Source organism: Pseudidiomarina aestuarii (assembly GCF_003987355.1).
In the GTDB taxonomy this organism is placed as follows: Bacteria; Pseudomonadota; Gammaproteobacteria; order Enterobacterales; family Alteromonadaceae; genus Pseudidiomarina; species Pseudidiomarina aestuarii.
Window position 1 is genome coordinate 923,389 of sequence record NZ_PIPR01000001.1, and the last position, 16,273, is coordinate 939,661.

The 16,273-nt window shown below is 49.2% G+C and carries 16 protein-coding genes; 8 read left to right on the forward strand and 8 right to left on the reverse strand.

Features of this window, described 5'->3' with window-relative positions; genetic code table 11:
* Positions 1-15 precede the first annotated feature (15 nt).
* The 8 genes from mltB (at position 16) to CWE22_RS04335 (ending at position 6,155) form a co-directional block, all read left to right on the forward strand.
* On the forward strand, positions 16-981 hold the full coding sequence (gene mltB / locus CWE22_RS04300) for a lytic murein transglycosylase B (protein ID WP_169930130.1): 966 nt from the start codon (positions 16-18) through the stop codon (positions 979-981).
* The gene (locus CWE22_RS04305) at positions 956-1,771 is read left to right on the forward strand and encodes a septal ring lytic transglycosylase RlpA family protein (RefSeq protein WP_169930131.1); all 816 of its coding nucleotides are present in this window, start codon (positions 956-958) and stop codon (positions 1,769-1,771) included. The genes mltB and CWE22_RS04305 overlap by 26 nt, the downstream gene beginning before the upstream one ends.
* A gap of 76 nt (positions 1,772-1,847) precedes the next feature.
* Positions 1,848-3,008: a serine hydrolase gene (locus tag CWE22_RS04310; RefSeq protein ID WP_169930132.1), complete on the forward strand. Its 1,161-nt coding sequence runs from the start codon at positions 1,848-1,850 to the stop codon at positions 3,006-3,008.
* A gap of 3 nt (positions 3,009-3,011) precedes the next feature.
* Positions 3,012-3,863 (forward strand): D-amino acid aminotransferase, encoded by an 852-nt coding sequence (locus CWE22_RS04315; RefSeq protein WP_169930133.1) that lies wholly within the window; start codon positions 3,012-3,014, stop codon positions 3,861-3,863.
* The gene (gene ybeD / locus CWE22_RS04320; RefSeq protein WP_169930134.1) at positions 3,863-4,132 is read left to right on the forward strand and encodes a DUF493 family protein YbeD; all 270 of its coding nucleotides are present in this window, start codon (positions 3,863-3,865) and stop codon (positions 4,130-4,132) included. The genes CWE22_RS04315 and ybeD overlap by 1 nt, the downstream gene beginning before the upstream one ends.
* The gene (gene lipB, locus CWE22_RS04325) at positions 4,122-4,811 is read left to right on the forward strand and encodes a lipoyl(octanoyl) transferase LipB (protein ID WP_169930135.1); all 690 of its coding nucleotides are present in this window, start codon (positions 4,122-4,124) and stop codon (positions 4,809-4,811) included. Before ybeD ends, lipB begins: the two co-directional genes overlap by 11 nt.
* Positions 4,789-5,754, forward strand: coding sequence for a lipoyl synthase (gene lipA, locus CWE22_RS04330; protein ID WP_169930136.1), 966 nt, complete (start codon positions 4,789-4,791; stop codon positions 5,752-5,754). Before lipB ends, lipA begins: the two co-directional genes overlap by 23 nt.
* Positions 5,751-6,155: an MAPEG family protein gene (locus tag CWE22_RS04335; protein WP_169930137.1), complete on the forward strand. Its 405-nt coding sequence runs from the start codon at positions 5,751-5,753 to the stop codon at positions 6,153-6,155. The genes lipA and CWE22_RS04335 overlap by 4 nt, the downstream gene beginning before the upstream one ends.
* 23 nt (positions 6,156-6,178) lie before the next feature.
* Here the strand turns inward: CWE22_RS04335 and CWE22_RS04340 are convergent, their stop codons facing one another.
* The 8 genes from CWE22_RS04340 to nusA all read right to left on the reverse strand — a co-directional run bounded on the left by CWE22_RS04340 (position 6,179) and on the right by nusA (position 16,258).
* Positions 6,179-7,060: a hypothetical protein gene (locus CWE22_RS04340; protein ID WP_169930138.1), complete on the reverse strand. Its 882-nt coding sequence runs from the start codon at positions 7,058-7,060 to the stop codon at positions 6,179-6,181.
* 9 nt (positions 7,061-7,069) lie between these two features.
* The gene (nlpI, locus tag CWE22_RS04345; protein WP_169930139.1) at positions 7,070-7,987 is read right to left on the reverse strand and encodes a lipoprotein NlpI; all 918 of its coding nucleotides are present in this window, start codon (positions 7,985-7,987) and stop codon (positions 7,070-7,072) included.
* A gap of 103 nt (positions 7,988-8,090) precedes the next feature.
* Positions 8,091-10,232: a polyribonucleotide nucleotidyltransferase gene (gene pnp / locus CWE22_RS04350; protein ID WP_169930140.1), complete on the reverse strand. Its 2,142-nt coding sequence runs from the start codon at positions 10,230-10,232 to the stop codon at positions 8,091-8,093.
* Positions 10,233-10,344: 112 nt separating this feature from the next.
* Positions 10,345-10,614, reverse strand: coding sequence for a 30S ribosomal protein S15 (gene rpsO / locus CWE22_RS04355; protein ID WP_169930141.1), 270 nt, complete (start codon positions 10,612-10,614; stop codon positions 10,345-10,347).
* Between the two features lie 110 nt (positions 10,615-10,724).
* Positions 10,725-11,669, reverse strand: coding sequence for a tRNA pseudouridine(55) synthase TruB (gene truB, locus CWE22_RS04360; protein WP_169930142.1), 945 nt, complete (start codon positions 11,667-11,669; stop codon positions 10,725-10,727).
* Positions 11,670-12,059 carry a 30S ribosome-binding factor RbfA gene (rbfA, locus tag CWE22_RS04365; RefSeq protein ID WP_169930143.1) on the reverse strand — a complete coding sequence of 130 codons (390 nt, stop codon included), beginning with the start codon at positions 12,057-12,059 and terminating at the stop codon, positions 11,670-11,672.
* A 6-nt stretch (positions 12,060-12,065) separates the two neighbouring features.
* On the reverse strand, positions 12,066-14,735 hold the full coding sequence (gene infB, locus CWE22_RS04370) for a translation initiation factor IF-2 (protein ID WP_169930144.1): 2,670 nt from the start codon (positions 14,733-14,735) through the stop codon (positions 12,066-12,068).
* Between the two features lie 23 nt (positions 14,736-14,758).
* On the reverse strand, positions 14,759-16,258 hold the full coding sequence (gene nusA, locus CWE22_RS04375; protein ID WP_169930145.1) for a transcription termination factor NusA: 1,500 nt from the start codon (positions 16,256-16,258) through the stop codon (positions 14,759-14,761).
* Between the last annotated feature and the right edge of the window lie 15 nt (positions 16,259-16,273).

A 16,273-nucleotide genomic window follows, 5' to 3' on the forward strand; every position in this document is an offset into this window, starting at 1 on the left:
TCACAAGGGGGGAGTATGCTCGCTTATTTGATGGCTTTAGCCATAACTACACCGGTCACTGCAGACCGCGAGGCTTTTATTGATGAGATGGTCAATCAGCACCAATTTGATCGTGCTGAGGTTACTGCTGTCCTTGAACGTGCAGAGCTCAATCAAGAGGTTTTGGATGCGATTCAACGCCCGTGGGAGGCGAAACCTTGGTATCAATACCATCCTATATTCCTGACCGAAAAGCGTTTAGCTGCTGGATTAAAGTTTTGGCAGCAACATGCGGATACGTTAGCGCGTGCCGAGGCTGAATTTGGTGTGCCGGCAGCTGTCATTGTCGCGATTATTGGCGTTGAAACCTTTTATGGTGAATACAAAGGCAAGTATCCCGTGCTCGATGCGCTGTTCACTCTAGGCTTCCACTATCCGCCTCGCGCTAAATTCTTTCGCTCTGAATTGCAGCAGTACCTATTGCTCACCCGTGAAGAAAAACTAGACCTCAATGAACTCAAAGGCTCCTACGCCGGAGCTATGGGGTATGGCCAGTTCATTTCATCGTCCTATAGACATTATGCAATTGATTTTGATGGTGACGGTGTTCGTGACTTATTGTCCAATCCTGTTGATGCGATTGGTAGTGTGGCCAACTACTTTGCGCGCCACGGTTGGCAGGCAGGGAAAACCGTCGCTATCGAGTTACCTGAACACAGCACACATGCGGACTTAGTGACTGCGGGAATGAAACCGGAACAAACCATTGCTGCGCTGCAAGAACAAGGGCTCCAGCTTCCGCAAGGCGCAGTGCTAGATGCTGCGCAACGGGCTAAAGTGTTTGCCTTTGACCAACCGGATAGCGTTGATTATTGGCTAGGTTTGCAAAATTTTTACGTGATTACGCGTTACAATCATAGCCCTCTTTATGCCATGGTTGTGCACCAATTCAGTGAGCAGTTAGCCCGTAACTACCATGACCAAGAATCTTCCCCTGAATAAGAGCCGAACACTCATTGTGGTCGGCTTAGTCTGCACGTTACTGGCTTGCTCAAGCAAGCCAGCAAGTCGTTATAGCCAGCAACATGACAGTATTCCAACGCGTCTGCCAACTGCGGCTGAACTACTGGAGCCGACACCGAAAACGCTGCCACCTAGCCGGCAAGGTAATCGTACCTATGAACTCTTTGGTCGCACCTGGGAGGTGATGGGGGATGCGAGAGGATATACCGAGACAGGCACAGCCTCGTGGTATGGAGAAAAGTTTCATGGCCATCTCACCTCGAACGGTGAGATTTATGACATGTATGCCATGAGTGCGGCGCATAAGACGCTGCCACTGCCCACTTATGTGCGGGTGACGAACCTCAACAACAACAAGAGTGTTGTCGTTCGAGTCAATGATCGCGGCCCATTCCATGGCGATCGCATCATAGATTTATCGTACGTAGCTGCCTATAAACTTGGATTCTTAGCGAACGGTACCGCACCGGTTCAGATTGAAGCTTTGCATCCTGCCACCGACAATCAAGAGCTCGCGACTACCACACCGATTGCTGCGACCACAACGCAACAATTTTATATTCAAGTGCACTCCGGACGTGATCTTACGCGGTTAACCGCAGCTGCCGAGCAACTGACCGAAATTTATCAGGTTCCTGCAACTACCCAACCAAACAACGGTCTACATCGAGTAGTTCTTGGACCTTTTGCAGAAGCACAGACTAACCGCCTTCTGCAGCAACTCAAAGCTGATGGTTATGCCGACGTTTTTCGCGTTTCTGCCGAGTAAGGTTCTGCCTTAGCGCTTTAAACGTGGTAGGATCGCAGCCGTTTTAAACTTTACGACAACAAAGAGATTGGAGCCCATGCATCGTCTGGTAAAGCAATTCGTCATCACATTCACTTTGGCCGCCATTTTTGCCTCTGCGGCACACGCTGCAATAGTCCCACCAGCACCCACCATTAATGCCCGCGGTTATATCCTCATGGATTATGATACGGGTACTGTCTTGGTTGAGGGCAATGCAGATGAGCAACTGGCACCCGCTAGCCTAACCAAAATGATGACCAGTTATATTATTGGTCGTGAAATGCAGGCAGGCCGAATTTCGAACGATGATCTGGTCACCGTCAGCGAAAATGCTTGGGCTAAAAATTACCCTGACTCTTCAAAGATGTTTATTGAAGTGGGCAAACAAGTGAGCGTAGCCGACTTAAATCGCGGCATTGTGATTTCTTCTGGCAATGACGCTTGTGTCGCCATGGCAGAACATATTGCCGGTTCTGAAGATGCGTTTGCTGACCTCATGAATACCTATGCAGCAGAACTGGGTCTCTCTGGCTCCAACTTTACGAACAGCCATGGTCTTCCTGACCCCGATCAATATACCACCGCTCGCGATATGGCGAATTTAGGTATGGCTTTGATCCGTGATGTGCCAGAAGAATATGCTCTGTATGCCGAGCAGTCGTTTACCTACAACAATATCAAGCAATACAACCGCAATTCATTGTTGTGGGATCGCAGCATGAATGTCGATGGTATTAAGACCGGCCATACCGAAGAAGCAGGCTATAGCCTCGTATCTTCGGCTACTGAAGGCGATATGCGGTTAGTCGCTGTAGTCATGGGCACCAGCAGCGAGCAAGCACGTAAAGTCGAAAGTAAAAAGCTATTGAATTACGGATTTCGCTATTTCGAGACCGTAACGGCTTATAAAGCGGGTGAGAATTTTGTTGATCATCGTATTTGGGGTGGCGAGACCGATACCATCACCCTGGGTGTCGCTAATGAAATCGTCGTCACTATTCCCCGTGGTCAACGCGACAATTTAAAAGCTAATTTTGAACTGAGCCAAGAATTAGAAGCACCGATGGCTGCAGGCATGCAGGTGGGTACGGTGTACTTACAATTAGATGGCAAAGACCTCGCTAGCTTTCCACTGGTGACGCTGAACGCGGTCGAAGAAGGTGGTATGTTCAAACAACTCATGGATTGGGCAACTCGAAAATTTAGCGAAGAATAATGCATGGCAGGGACTGTTTATCTAAATGGTCAGTGGTTACCTGCCGCGCAAGCACAAGTCTCGGTCTTTGACCGAGGCTTTTTGTTTGCGGATGGGGTTTATGAGGTCATTCCGGTGTATGGCGGCCGTGCATTTTTGCTCGATGAGCACCTGGCACGCCTGCAACGCTCACTTCAGGCTATTGGCATTGATGGCAATGACGCACCATCTTGGCCAACGTGCATAGCCCAACTGATTGCCAAAAATAAGCTTGAGCATGGCACCGTCTATCTACAAATTACGCGCGGTAGTAGCAACCAGCGCACGCATTTACCAACAGGTTCGTTGCAACCCACTATCCTTCTAATGACGCAATCGGCGCCGCTTCATTGGGGTACCCCAGTACCAGCTAAAGCTGCATTGTTGGAGGATATTCGCTGGCTTCGCTGTGACATCAAAAGTATCAGTTTACTCGGTTCCATATTGCTGAAACAAAGCGCCCAAGAGCAACATGCGATTGAACCGATGCTGCATCGTGACGGCACGATTACCGAAGGTGCTGCCAGTAATTACTTTGGCGTGAAAAACGGTGTTCTGTATACCGCTCCTGCGAATCATCTCATTCTTGCTGGCATTACTCGGAACTGGGTGTTGAAATTAGCTCGTGGTAGCGACATCGAAGTGCGAGAAGAGGCCTTTCGAGTGGATGAACTCAGTCAATTAGACGAATGCTTTCTGACAAGCACCAGCCGCGAGGTACAGCCGATCGGTAGAATTGATGATATAATTATCAACTCTGGTGGTTGTGGACCGATAACTCAGCAGTTGATCGAGGCGTTCCACAACAGTAAACGTCACCATTTGGGGATGCAGTAATGGAAAAAACCCGATTTGATGAACTGGTCGAGTTCCCCTGCCACTTTACTTTTAAAGTGATGGGCGTAGCGACCCCTGATTTGCCTGAAAAAGTCGTAGCTGTAGCGAAAGCGCATGCTCCGCACGATGACTATGCTCCGAGCGTGAAACCCAGTAGCAAAGGCAATTATCATTCCGTCTCGATTCGAATCCGCGTCGAGAGTCAGAGTCACATTGAAACAGTCTATCGCGCACTCAGCGATATAGACGAAGTTCGCTATGTCCTCTGATCCCTCAGTCGCCACATCGTTGATTATTCGTCATCTAGGCCGGCAGCCGTACGAACCGGTTTGGGCCGCCATGCAGCGTTTTACCGACGAACGAACGGATGCGAGCACGGACGAATTGTGGGTTCTTGAGCACGAACCGGTATTTACTCAAGGCCAGGCCGGCAAAGCTGAACACCTGCTCGCTCCTGGTGATATCCCGGTCGTCAAGGTCGATCGAGGCGGTCAAGTGACCTATCATGGTCCGGGTCAGCTCGTTGTCTATTTTTTGCTCGATATTCGACGTTTAAAGATAGGTGTTCGGCAATTGGTCTCGCATATAGAGGAAACCATTGTCGATCTGATGGCGAGTTATGGCGTCGCTGCCGCTGCTCGGCCTGATGCCCCAGGGGTTTATGTTAACAATGAAAAACTTTGTTCACTCGGATTGCGTATTAGGAAAGGTTGTTCCTTTCACGGTCTTGCGCTGAATGTGGACATGGATTTATCACCCTTTTTACGCATTAACCCGTGTGGTTATGCAGGCATGCAAATGGTCCAATGCCGTGAACTTAATGGACCACAAACCGTTGTCGAAGCTGCGGAGAAAGTAACGCAATTGTTCTCGCAACGGATCGGTTATACTGCCATTCAAAATTGTACAGGATTTAGCAACGCTTATGTCAAAGCCAGTGAGAGTTGAACCCGGAGTTAAACTACGCGATGCCGATAAAATGGCATTGATTCCGGTCAAAGTAGTTCCAACTGAGCGCGATCAAATGCTTCGGAAGCCAGAGTGGTTGAAAGTGAAGCTACCGGCATCAACGCAACGCATTGATGAAATTAAGCAGGCCATGCGTAAGCATGGATTGCACTCTGTGTGTGAAGAGGCCTCGTGCCCCAATCTGCCAGAATGTTTTAATCATGGGACAGCGACTTTCATGATTCTCGGTGCTATTTGTACCCGTCGGTGTCCATTTTGTGATGTCGCGCATGGTCGCCCACTCGCTCCCGATCCAGATGAAGCAGTGAAGCTTGGTCAGACTATTCGCGATATGAAAGTGAAATATGTGGTCGTGACTTCAGTGGATCGCGATGATCTTCGCGATGGTGGTGCCCAGCACTTTGCCGATTGTATTCGTGAAATCAGAGCACACACACCGAGCATCCAAGTCGAAGTCTTAGTTCCGGATTTCCGCGGTCGTATGGATATCGCGCTGGATATCCTCACCGGCGAAGCGCCCGATGTGTTTAATCACAACTTAGAAACGGTACCGCGCCTTTATAAAGCAGCGCGTCCTGGTGCTAACTATCAATGGTCGCTGGATTTATTGCAGCGTTATAAAGAGGCTCGACCGGATATACGTACCAAATCAGGGTTGATGGTTGGACTCGGTGAGACCAATGAAGAAATTCTTGATGTCATGCGCGACTTAAGAGCGCATGATGTTGATATGTTGACGATTGGCCAATATTTGCAGCCAAGTCGTCATCATTTGCCGGTAACACGTTATGTGACGCCTGCAGAGTTTGAGATGTTTCGCGAAGAGGGTGAAGCGATGGGCTTTACTCATATTGCGAGCGGCCCATTAGTGCGTTCGTCTTATCATGCCGACCTACAAGCGGCAGGCAAGGAGGTTAAATGAGTACCTTGATTTGGTGTTTATTAATAGCTGGTTTGTTGCCGATTGCTGCGAAAGCCCCAGTCGTTTACTTTCAAAACCGAGATAAAGGGTACGATAATCGTCACCCGCGCGCTCAACAGGCTCGTTTAACTGGCGCTGGAGCTCGTGCGGTAGCTGGGCACTATAATGCCTATGAAGCCTTTCCTCTGTATGCGGCGGCTATTTTACTCGTCATTGCGACGGAGCAAGTCACCACCACGAATATCACTTTGGCGATGAGTTTTATTGGTCTTCGTGTAGTCTATCATGTGCTTTACTTGGCAAATTTTGACAAGTTACGTAGCCTCATTTGGTTATTTGCGCTGCTCTGCCCGGTCATTATGATTGCCCAAACCGCTACTGCGGTAGTCACTCTCCCTTAATACTGTTGTCATGCGAGCGCAGATTATTGCTGCGCTCTGCGAATCAGCTCTAAATACAATTCTGGCCAGCGATTGGTATCGTGGTATTGCATTGCAGTAAAGTAGCCCACGGGTCGCCAGGCATAGCCCTCTGCATGCGCACAGGTATTGATACTGTGTAGGCCCACTTGCTGACTGTTGCGAGTACCTAAACGCCAACGTCCGTCACTCTGCACGACGCCAAGTTGCTCCCAACTCGATACTGCGTCGCGCCATGGCAGTTCAGCCCAAAGCGTTTGTAATTCGAGTGCTGACAACACTTCTCTCTCGGTCACAACCACATTCAAACTATCGCCACGATAGCGCCCCGTGCAAAAGTTTCTGGCAATACTTGGACTCATTGCATATTCATCAACCAATCCTAGCCAATGACCTATTTCATGGGCCATCAGCATAACGTCAGCTCGTTCGGGTAGCATCAGTACACGCGGATCAACACTGGCAATAAAGCTCCCGCGAAACACAATATGTTGCGAGCCTGCCTCACTGGGTAATAACGGTAGCGTGCATCGTTGACGCTGGCGAACACCCTCGATAGCACAGTCTAAATCCGCTGTCGGATAGCGTTTCACTTGCAAACAAGGCGTAAACTCGGACAAAGGATGGCTTTGCCAATCGTCTAACAGAGCAGCATAGAAATTGTCATGAGCCTCATGTGGTGGAATCCATATCTGAATTGGGTTCGAACAGGAGGATTCCACATAAGGTGCTAATGGATCGAGGAGCTGTCCGGGGAGCCACTGCTGATACCAATCTGTCCGGTCAAACGGTAATTGCCATGGCGGCAGCGTAGTCGCAGCGGTTGCCGAAATACACCAAACCCAGCAAAGCGTAGCAATAATGAGACGCTGTAAGCACGACGTCATAATCGGCAACTACGCAGATGTCGAGGCGGTCGAACGCTGACGCTGTACCTCAATAGCTTGCTGCGATCGAAGAATTTCGACTTCAGCAAATCGGTGTTCGAGGAACATAAATACGTTGGTGCTCATCGCTAGACGAAAATAGACCATCGCTGTAGCATGCTCGCCCTGCTGTTGTTTTAACTTGCCGAGATAGAAATAGGTTTCACACATCCGCTCGGCCATTGTCTCATCAGCACCCAGATTACGCGTTGCATACCGATCAATAAAATCTTGTTCTTTGACCACACCGAGCATTAAATCAGTGAGCACCCAACCCCATTCTTCCGTGCCATGACTCACACGGTTTTGTGCAAGGTGTGTGCGTGCTGCCTCGATATCTACTTCGAACTCGGCGAGATACAGCCAAATAGCTCGATAAGGGTCTTCCGGTGCACGGTCATAAAACAACGTAAAATCATCCACCGCGAGATCAAACCGGCCATCGTAATAAGCAGTAACGCCCCGATTGAGGTGTGCGTATGGATGTTCTGGATCGAGTTCTAACGCCGCTTCTAAAGCTTCATACGCAAATTCGAATTCTTCAATCTGCGAGTAGTGAATACCCAAATAATTATAGGCATCGGCTAAGCGTGGGTCATAATCTAGGGCATGGTTAAAATCAATACGAGCGAGGGCTAACAAGCCCAACGCATCGTGTAAAGAGCCACGACGATAGAGTAATTGTGCTTTGCTTTCCGCATCGAGCTCGAGATCATGAGCCAACACTTCATTGAGCTTCGCAATTTCGAGTTGATATCGAATATCGGCTTGTTGTGGTGTGACTACCATCAAATTAGCAAGAATTTTCGACTGTTCGCTGGCGGGTGCCAGAGCGCAACCTTGCAGTAATGCTAGAACACCGAGAAACCAGCCCCACTGACTTCGCATGCGTATTTCCTTTTCATTGTCGTCCTGCCATCATAACGCATGCAGCCCCAAAAAAGAAAAGGAGCCAGCGGCTCCTTTTCAAACTTTTTGTAAGCAAAGACAATTATTCGTCGTCAGCTTGCTCAGTGGGTGCTTCCGCAGCTGGAGCTGGTTCAGCTGCTGGCTTATCAGCAACTTCTTTCATGCTCAAACGGACGCGACCTTGACGGTCAATTTCTAATACCTTAACGGGTACAGTATCACCCACTTTCAGGTACTCATTCACATCATTCACGCGCTCTTCTGCGATTTGTGAAATGTGAACCAAGCCATCTTTACCCGGTAAAATAGTCACAAACGCACCGAAATCGACGATACGAGCAACTTTACCTTGGTAGATACGACCCACTTCGACATCAGCAGTAATTTCTTCGATACGCGCAATGGCTGCGTCAGCAGACGCTTGGTCCGTTGCTGCGATACGAACCGTACCGTCATCGTTGATTTCGATATTCGTGTTGGTTGATTCAGTCAGTTCACGAATGACCGCACCACCTTTACCAATCACGTCACGAATCTTATCTGGGTTGATTTTCATGGTGTGATAACGCGGTGCATAGTTTGACAATTCAGTACGCGCACCAGAAATAGCTTCATCCATCACTTTCAAAATGTGTAAGCGAGCGGCTTTCGCTTGCTCCAACGCTTTTTCCATGATTTCACGGGTGATGCCATCAATTTTAATGTCCATCTGCAATGCAGTGACACCATCAACGCTACCCGCGACTTTAAAGTCCATGTCACCTAAGTGATCTTCGTCACCTAAGATATCCGACAATACGACATAATCATCGCCTTCTTTGACCAAGCCCATGGCGATACCAGCAACCGATGCTTTGATCGGTACACCTGCGTCCATCAATGCCAATGAGGCACCACACACCGAAGCCATCGAGCTTGAGCCGTTTGATTCAGTAATTTCAGAGACCACACGGATGGTATACGGGAATTCTTCCTGAGATGGCATTACTGCTTGCACACCGCGCTTCGCTAATCGGCCATGGCCAATTTCACGACGCTTCGGAGAACCGACCATACCGGTCTCACCAACACAGTACGGAGGGAAGTTGTAATGCATCATGAAGCGGCTATTGGCGCTGCCTGCGATATCATCAATAATTTGCGCATCACGCTCAGTACCCAAAGTAGCTGTGACTAACGCTTGGGTTTCACCACGAGTGAATACCGCAGAACCGTGTACACGTGGCAACAAACCTGTCGCAATATGTAGCGCACGAACCATATCAACATCGCGACCATCAATACGCTTCTCACCGGCAATAATGCGGCGACGTACCACTTCACTCTCTAGGCCATGGAAGATGTCACCGATTTCTTTGGCAGACAACGTTTCATCAGCGGCAGTCAATTGTTCAATGACGCTCGCTTTCAATTCTGAAATTTTGGCATAACGCTCTGCTTTTTCAGTGATCAAATAAGCATCACCGATACCCGCTTCTGAAACTTCACGAACTTTCGCAATTAAAGCGTCATTTTTCGCAGGAGCAGTCCATTCCCATTTCGGTTTACCTGCTTCAGCGGCAAATTCGTTGATTGCGCTAATCACACCCTGCATTTGTTCGTGACCGTATACGACCGCGCCCAACATGGCGTCTTCGCTCAGCATCTGAGCTTCTGATTCCACCATCAAAACGGCACCAGCTGTACCAGCAACCACTAAATCAAGTTTAGATACTTCCAATTCATCGCGAGTCGGGTTTAAGACATATTCACCATCAACAACACCCACGCGCGCAGCGCCAATTGGGCCAGCAAATGGTACGCCAGAAATGGCCAGAGCTGCAGAGGTACCAATCAAGGCAACGATGTCTGGAGATACTTGTGGGTTGACCGAGATAACCGTCGCAACGACCTGAACTTCATTGTTGAAGCCTTCAGGGAACAGCGGACGAATTGGACGGTCGATAAGACGACAAGTCAGTGTTTCATTTTCTGATGGACGGCCTTCACGTTTGAAAAAGCCACCCGGTATTTTACCGGCTGCGTACGTACGCTCTTGATAATTGACTGTTAATGGGAAAAAGTCTTGGCCTTCTTTAGCCTCTTTTTTAGCAACCACTGTCACTAATACAGTGGTGTCATCCATACTGGCCAGTACCGCGCCAGTTGCTTGGCGCGCCATCGCACCAGTCTCTAATGTTACGGTATGCTGACCGTATTGGAATTGCTTCGTAATCGGATTCACGTTTTAGTTTCCTTCACTCTTCTCTTACTTATGATTTCTTACTTTCTGGTCAAATTTTACGTTTTTCTTAAAGAAAAAAGGGGCCACAAAGGCCCCTTTTCTTGAACAATGCTTAACGACGGATTTTCAGTCGCTCAATCAGGCTTGCGTAGCGCTGATTGCTTTTACGCTTAAGGTAATCCAACAATTTACGACGTTGGCTAACCATGCGTAACAGACCACGACGTGAGTGGTGATCTTTCGCGTGTTCTTTAAAGTGGCTCTGTAACTCGTTAATGTTCGCAGTCAACAGCGCTACTTGAACTTCTGGTGAACCAGTGTCGTTTTCGCCCTGACCAAATTCTTTAACGATTTCAGCTTTTTGTGCCGCAGTTAGTGACATATATTACTCCTGATAAATGAATATTGTCAGTGCCGATCACTAATTCAGCACTAACCCAATCGCCGTGCATTATACGGACTAACCTTGATAAACGCAATCACACGAAACGCTTAAATCAGTGGAATTCCGTTCAAAACACGTTTCGGAATCACCTGTCCATCACGATGCCAACCGATACCGAGAAAACAACCATCTTCTTGTCGCACAATTCGCCAAAATTCAGTCACGCCGACCTCTGTTTCCAATGGCCAGCGCGCTGGATTGCCACTGCAGAATTTGCCGACTTCCGCACCGCTAATACACAACGTCGGCAGTTGCTGAATAACACAATCATTGGGTTGCAACTGCGCCTCAATAACCGTGTAATCTGGCTCCGGGGCATCTCGATCGGGAGCCAAAGCAGCCAGTTCTTCAATAGTGATCCAAGGCCCCTCGACGCCCTCTATCCAGGTGCGGTGCAAAGCGGCGACATGCGCCCCACAACCCAATCGTTGGCCCAAATCGTCGATCAGTGTCCGTATATAAGTGCCCTTGCTACAAGTGACTTCCAATTTGAGCTGATCATTCGAAAAGTCGAGGAATTGAATCGATCGAATGTGAATAGTCCGCGTCTTGCGTGGTACCTCAATCCCCATTCGCGCATAGTAATACAGCGGTCTGCCTTCATACTTGAGTGCTGAATACATCGACGGTGATTGACGCTGCTCACCTTCAAATTCAGGAAGTAGCGAGCGAATGGTTGTCGCATCTACGGTTACCGCTTGCTGCGATACCACCTCACCCTCCGCGTCACTCGTGGTCGTGCGAACACCGAGTTGAGCAGTGACTTGATAGGTTTTGTCGGCCTCGAGGGCAAAGTGAGAAACCTTGGTGGCTTCACCAAAACATAGCGGTAACAGCCCAGTCGCCAGTGGATCCAGAGCACCAGTATGGCCCGCTTTATTGGCATTAAAAAAACGCCGCACCTGTTGCAGTGCGGCGTTCGAGGTTACAGCCAATGGTTTGTCGAGCAAAATCACACCGCTCACATCGCGGCCTGACTTTCTTCGTCCCATTTATTCGTCTCCGTCTTTCGAACCTGAGCGTTGTTTATCGTTGCGAATCGCTTCGTCAACGAGCCGCGACATGCGGATCCCCTCATTCAAGGATGGATCATGCACGAATCGCAATTCCGGAGTGATGCGCGCACGTACGCGCTTCCCCAGCAGCGACCGAATGAAACCAGAGGCCTCATTCAGCACTTTCAACCCCGCTTTGACCGCACCGTCATCATCTTGCATGAAGGTGACAAATACTTTGGCATAAGCGAGATCACGCGATACTTCAACTGCAGAAACGGTGACCAAGCTCACTCGCGGGTCTTTGATTTCTCGTTGAAGAATCATCGCGATTTCTCGCTGATACTGCTGTCCGACACGGTCGGTACGACTAAAGTCTTTTCCCATAGTAGGTTACAGACTCCGCTCGACTTGGATGGTTTCAAATACTTCGATTTGATCACCCACTTTAACGTCGTTGTAGTTCTTCACGCCGATACCACATTCCATCCCATTACGGACTTCTGCAACATCGTCTTTGAAGCGGCGCAATGAATCTAGCTCACCTTCGAATATCACCACGTTATCACGCAGGACACGAATCGGCGCTGAGCGCTTGACGATACCTTCGGTCACCATACAGCCTGCAATCGCACCAATTTTGGGTGATTTGAAGACATCACGAACCTCAGCCAAGCCAATGATTTGTTGCTTGAACTCAGGGGCAAGCATACCGCCCATCGCCAACTTCACTTCATCAATCAGGTCATAGATAACGCTGTAATAGCGTAAATCGACATTTTCCTGTTCAATCAAACGTTTCGCAGTGGCATCCGCACGAACGTTGAAGCCAACCACGATGGCGCGCGAAGCACTTGCCAAGGAGGCGTCAGTTTCGGTAATTCCACCCACACCAGAACCAATGATGTTCACTTTCACTTCGTCGGTCGACAACTTGGTCAACGCATCAGAAATTGCTTCGAGTGAGCCCTGTACGTCTGACTTCAGTACAATGTTCAGCTCTTGCACTTCACCTTCTGCCATGTTCGCAAACATGTTTTCCAGTTTCGCTTTCTGCTGTCGTGCGAGTTTCACTTCGCGATATTTACCTTGGCGGTAATTAGCGACTTCACGTGCTTTACGCTCATCACGGACTACGGTTGCTTCGTCACCCGCTTGCGGGACGCCAGACAGACCGAGAATCTCGACCGGAATAGATGGGCCTGCAGACTTCACTTCTTTTCCAGTCTCATCGCGCATCGCCCGTATACGACCGTATTCCAGACCACACAAGACGATATCACCTTGACGCAACGTACCTTCCTGAACCAAAACTGAAGCAACCGGACCGCGGCCTTTATCAAGGCGCGACTCAATCACAATACCGTGCGCCATACCATCAGCCACAGCTTTCAAATCCAACACTTCGGCTTGGAGGAGAATGCTCTCGAGCAGTTGTTCAATACCTTCACCGGTATGTGCAGAAACAGGCACGAATTGAACATCACCGCCCCACTCTTCAGGGATAACATCACGCTGTGCCAATTCGTTTTTCACGCGATCTGGATCCGCTTCATGCTTATCCATTTTATTGATCGCAACAACAATAGGTACACCGGCAGCTTTCGCGTGTTGAATCGCTTCTAGCGTTTGCGGCATCACACCATCATCAGCAGCAACGACCAAAATCACGATATCCGTAGCACTGGCACCACGAGCACGCATGGATGTAAATGCAGCGTGACCAGGAGTATCCAGGAACGTGATCATGCCTTGATCGGTTTCGACGTGGTATGCACCAATATGCTGGGTAATACCACCGGCTTCACCGGATGCGACTTTCGCCTTACGAATGTAATCCAATAGCGATGTTTTACCATGGTCAACGTGACCCATGACGGTAACAACTGGAGCACGAGAAACCGCATTACGATCTTCTTCACCATGACGGTCAGCAAGTACTTCCTGCTCGAGCGCGTTATCGCTCACTAGCACTACTTTATGACCCATTTCTTCGACTACCAACGTGGCAGTTTCTTGGTCTAATACTTGGTTAATGGTGACCATCTCACCCATTTTCATCATCGTTTTGATGACTTCACTGGTTTTGATCGCCATCCGGTTGGCTAGTTCACCTACCGTAACCGTTTCACCGAGCTTCACTTCACGTTCTACCGGCGATGCTGGCTTGGTAAAGGCTTGTTGTAGGGTAGACCGTTTCGAGCCCTTACGACGCTTCTCACGACGTGGCGCTTCATCACGCTCATCGTCTTTCGCACGACGTTTGCTCTTACGGCGACTACGACGCTCCTCATCCACATCTTGATCGTCTTCAGCGGCTTGAGCGTGCGTCGACGTCGTAAAGTGAACATCTTCTTGTTCCGCTTTTTTGCGCTTCGCTTCTTCTTCCTGCCAGCGAGCAGAGTTTTCTTCTGCTAATTTACGTGCTTCTTCCGCTTGACGTTCCGCTTCAGCTTCGGCTTTCTTACGAGCTTCTTCTTCCTGCACTTTACGCAAGCGCTCAGCTTCAGCTTTTGCTTCATCAGCCTTCTTCCGTTCTTCCGGAGACATAGCCGCACGTTTCTCAGCTTCAGCTTTCGCTTTGGCTTTTTCTTTCTCTTTGCGCGCAGCTTCTTGCTTGGCCTTTTCTTCCGCCGCTTTCTTATCGGCTGCCACTTTCGCTTCAGCGGCCGCTTTCGCTTCCGCTTCTTTGCGTTGTGCTTCGGCTTCAGCGCGCTCGCGTTCAGCTTGTTCTTGTTCTGCACGTTGCTGCTCGTCAATCGACGAACGCTTCACGTAAGTACGTTTTTTTCGTACTTCAACCTGCACCGATTTGCTCCGACCAGGACCACCACCGATGCTCAAGGTGCTTTTCTCTTTGCGCTTTAACGTCATTTTGTTCGGCTCAGCCGACCCTTGGCCACCATGGGCCTTGTTTAAATGCGTTAACAACGCCTGCTTTTCGCCCTCGGTCACGCTGTCGCCTGGCTGTTTCTTCATGCCCGCTTCGGCGAACTGTTGGACCAAACGATCAACTGTCGTACCGACATCTTTGGCTAGTTTATCTAGCGTTACTTCTTCCATAATCTGTTGGACCCCCGTTGACCTTATTCGTCATCACCGAACCAGCAAATGTTACGCGCTTGCATAATCAATTCACCCGCTCGTTGCTCGGTTAATTCTTCAATATCAGCAAGGTCATCAATACCTTGCTCTGCTAGTTCTTCGAGAGTCCGCACGCCACGACTTGCCAATACATAGGCTAAGTGACGATCTAATCCTTCAAGACCTAATAATGTTTCATCAGGCTCTGAACTCTCTAAACTTTCTTCGTTCGCTAAAGCTTGTGTTGTTAATACACCTTTAGCACGGCTACGTAATTCTTCAACAATGTCTTCGTCCATACCGTCAATGGCAAGTAGCTCATCCATAGGCACGTAAGCAATTTCTTCTAACGAAGAGAATCCTTCGTCAATCAACACTGCTGCAAAATCTTCATCAATCGCCAAGTTCTTCGTAAACAAATCAAGCAGACGTTGCGCTTCGGCTTCATTTTTCTCGGTGAACTCGTCAACAGACATCACATTCAACTGCCAGCCCGTAAGTTGGCTCGCCAACCGCACATTTTGCCCCGCTTTACCGATTGCCTGCGCTAAATTGCCCTCTTCTACTGCGATATCCATCGTATGCGCTTCTTCATCAACGACAATCGATGCAACCTCAGCAGGAGCCATCGCATTGATGACGAACTGAGCTGGATTATCATCCCACAGCACGATATCGACACGCTCGCCGCCTAACTCACCCGATACAGCTTGAACTCGAGCGCCACGCATACCCACGCAAGCACCAACTGGATCGATGCGACGGTCATTACTCTTCACAGCAATTTTCGCGCGCGAACCCGGATCTCGAGCTGCACCACGGATTTCAATCATTTCTTCGCCAATTTCTGGCACCTCAATCCGGAATAATTCAATTAGAAAATCTGGATTGGTTCGGCTCACAAAGAGCTGTGCGCCGCGTGCTTCAGGGCGAACATCGTACAATAGACCACGAACCCGGTCGCCCGCGCGAACCGACTCACGTGGCAACATCTCTTCGCGATAGATAATCGCTTCCGCGTTATTACCTAAGTCGAGAATGACATGCTCGCGATTTGCGCGCTTGACGATACCACTGACCAGTTCACCCACTTGATCACGATACTCATCGACCACTTTGGCACGTTCTGCTTCGCGAACTTTCTGCACGATAACTTGTTTGGCTGTTTGCGTAGTAATGCGGTCAAACTCAATTGAGTCGATTTGCTCTTCTACATAATCACCCGCTTCCACGTTCGGATCTTCGTACTGCGCTGCTGCTAAGCTGATCTCGCGGTACGGATGCTCAAGCGGTTGCTCGCTATCATCGACGACCATCCAGCGACGGTACGTATCGAATTCGCCAGTCGTACGGTCAATGCTGACCCGCACTTCGATGTCGCCATCGTATTTTTTCTTCGTTGCATGCGCGAGTGCTGACTCAAGCGCTTCGAAAATCTTCTCGCGCGGGACGTCTTTCTCATTCGATACCGCTTCTGCAACCATTAAAATTTCTTTTGCCATTGCCTTGCCTCGCCT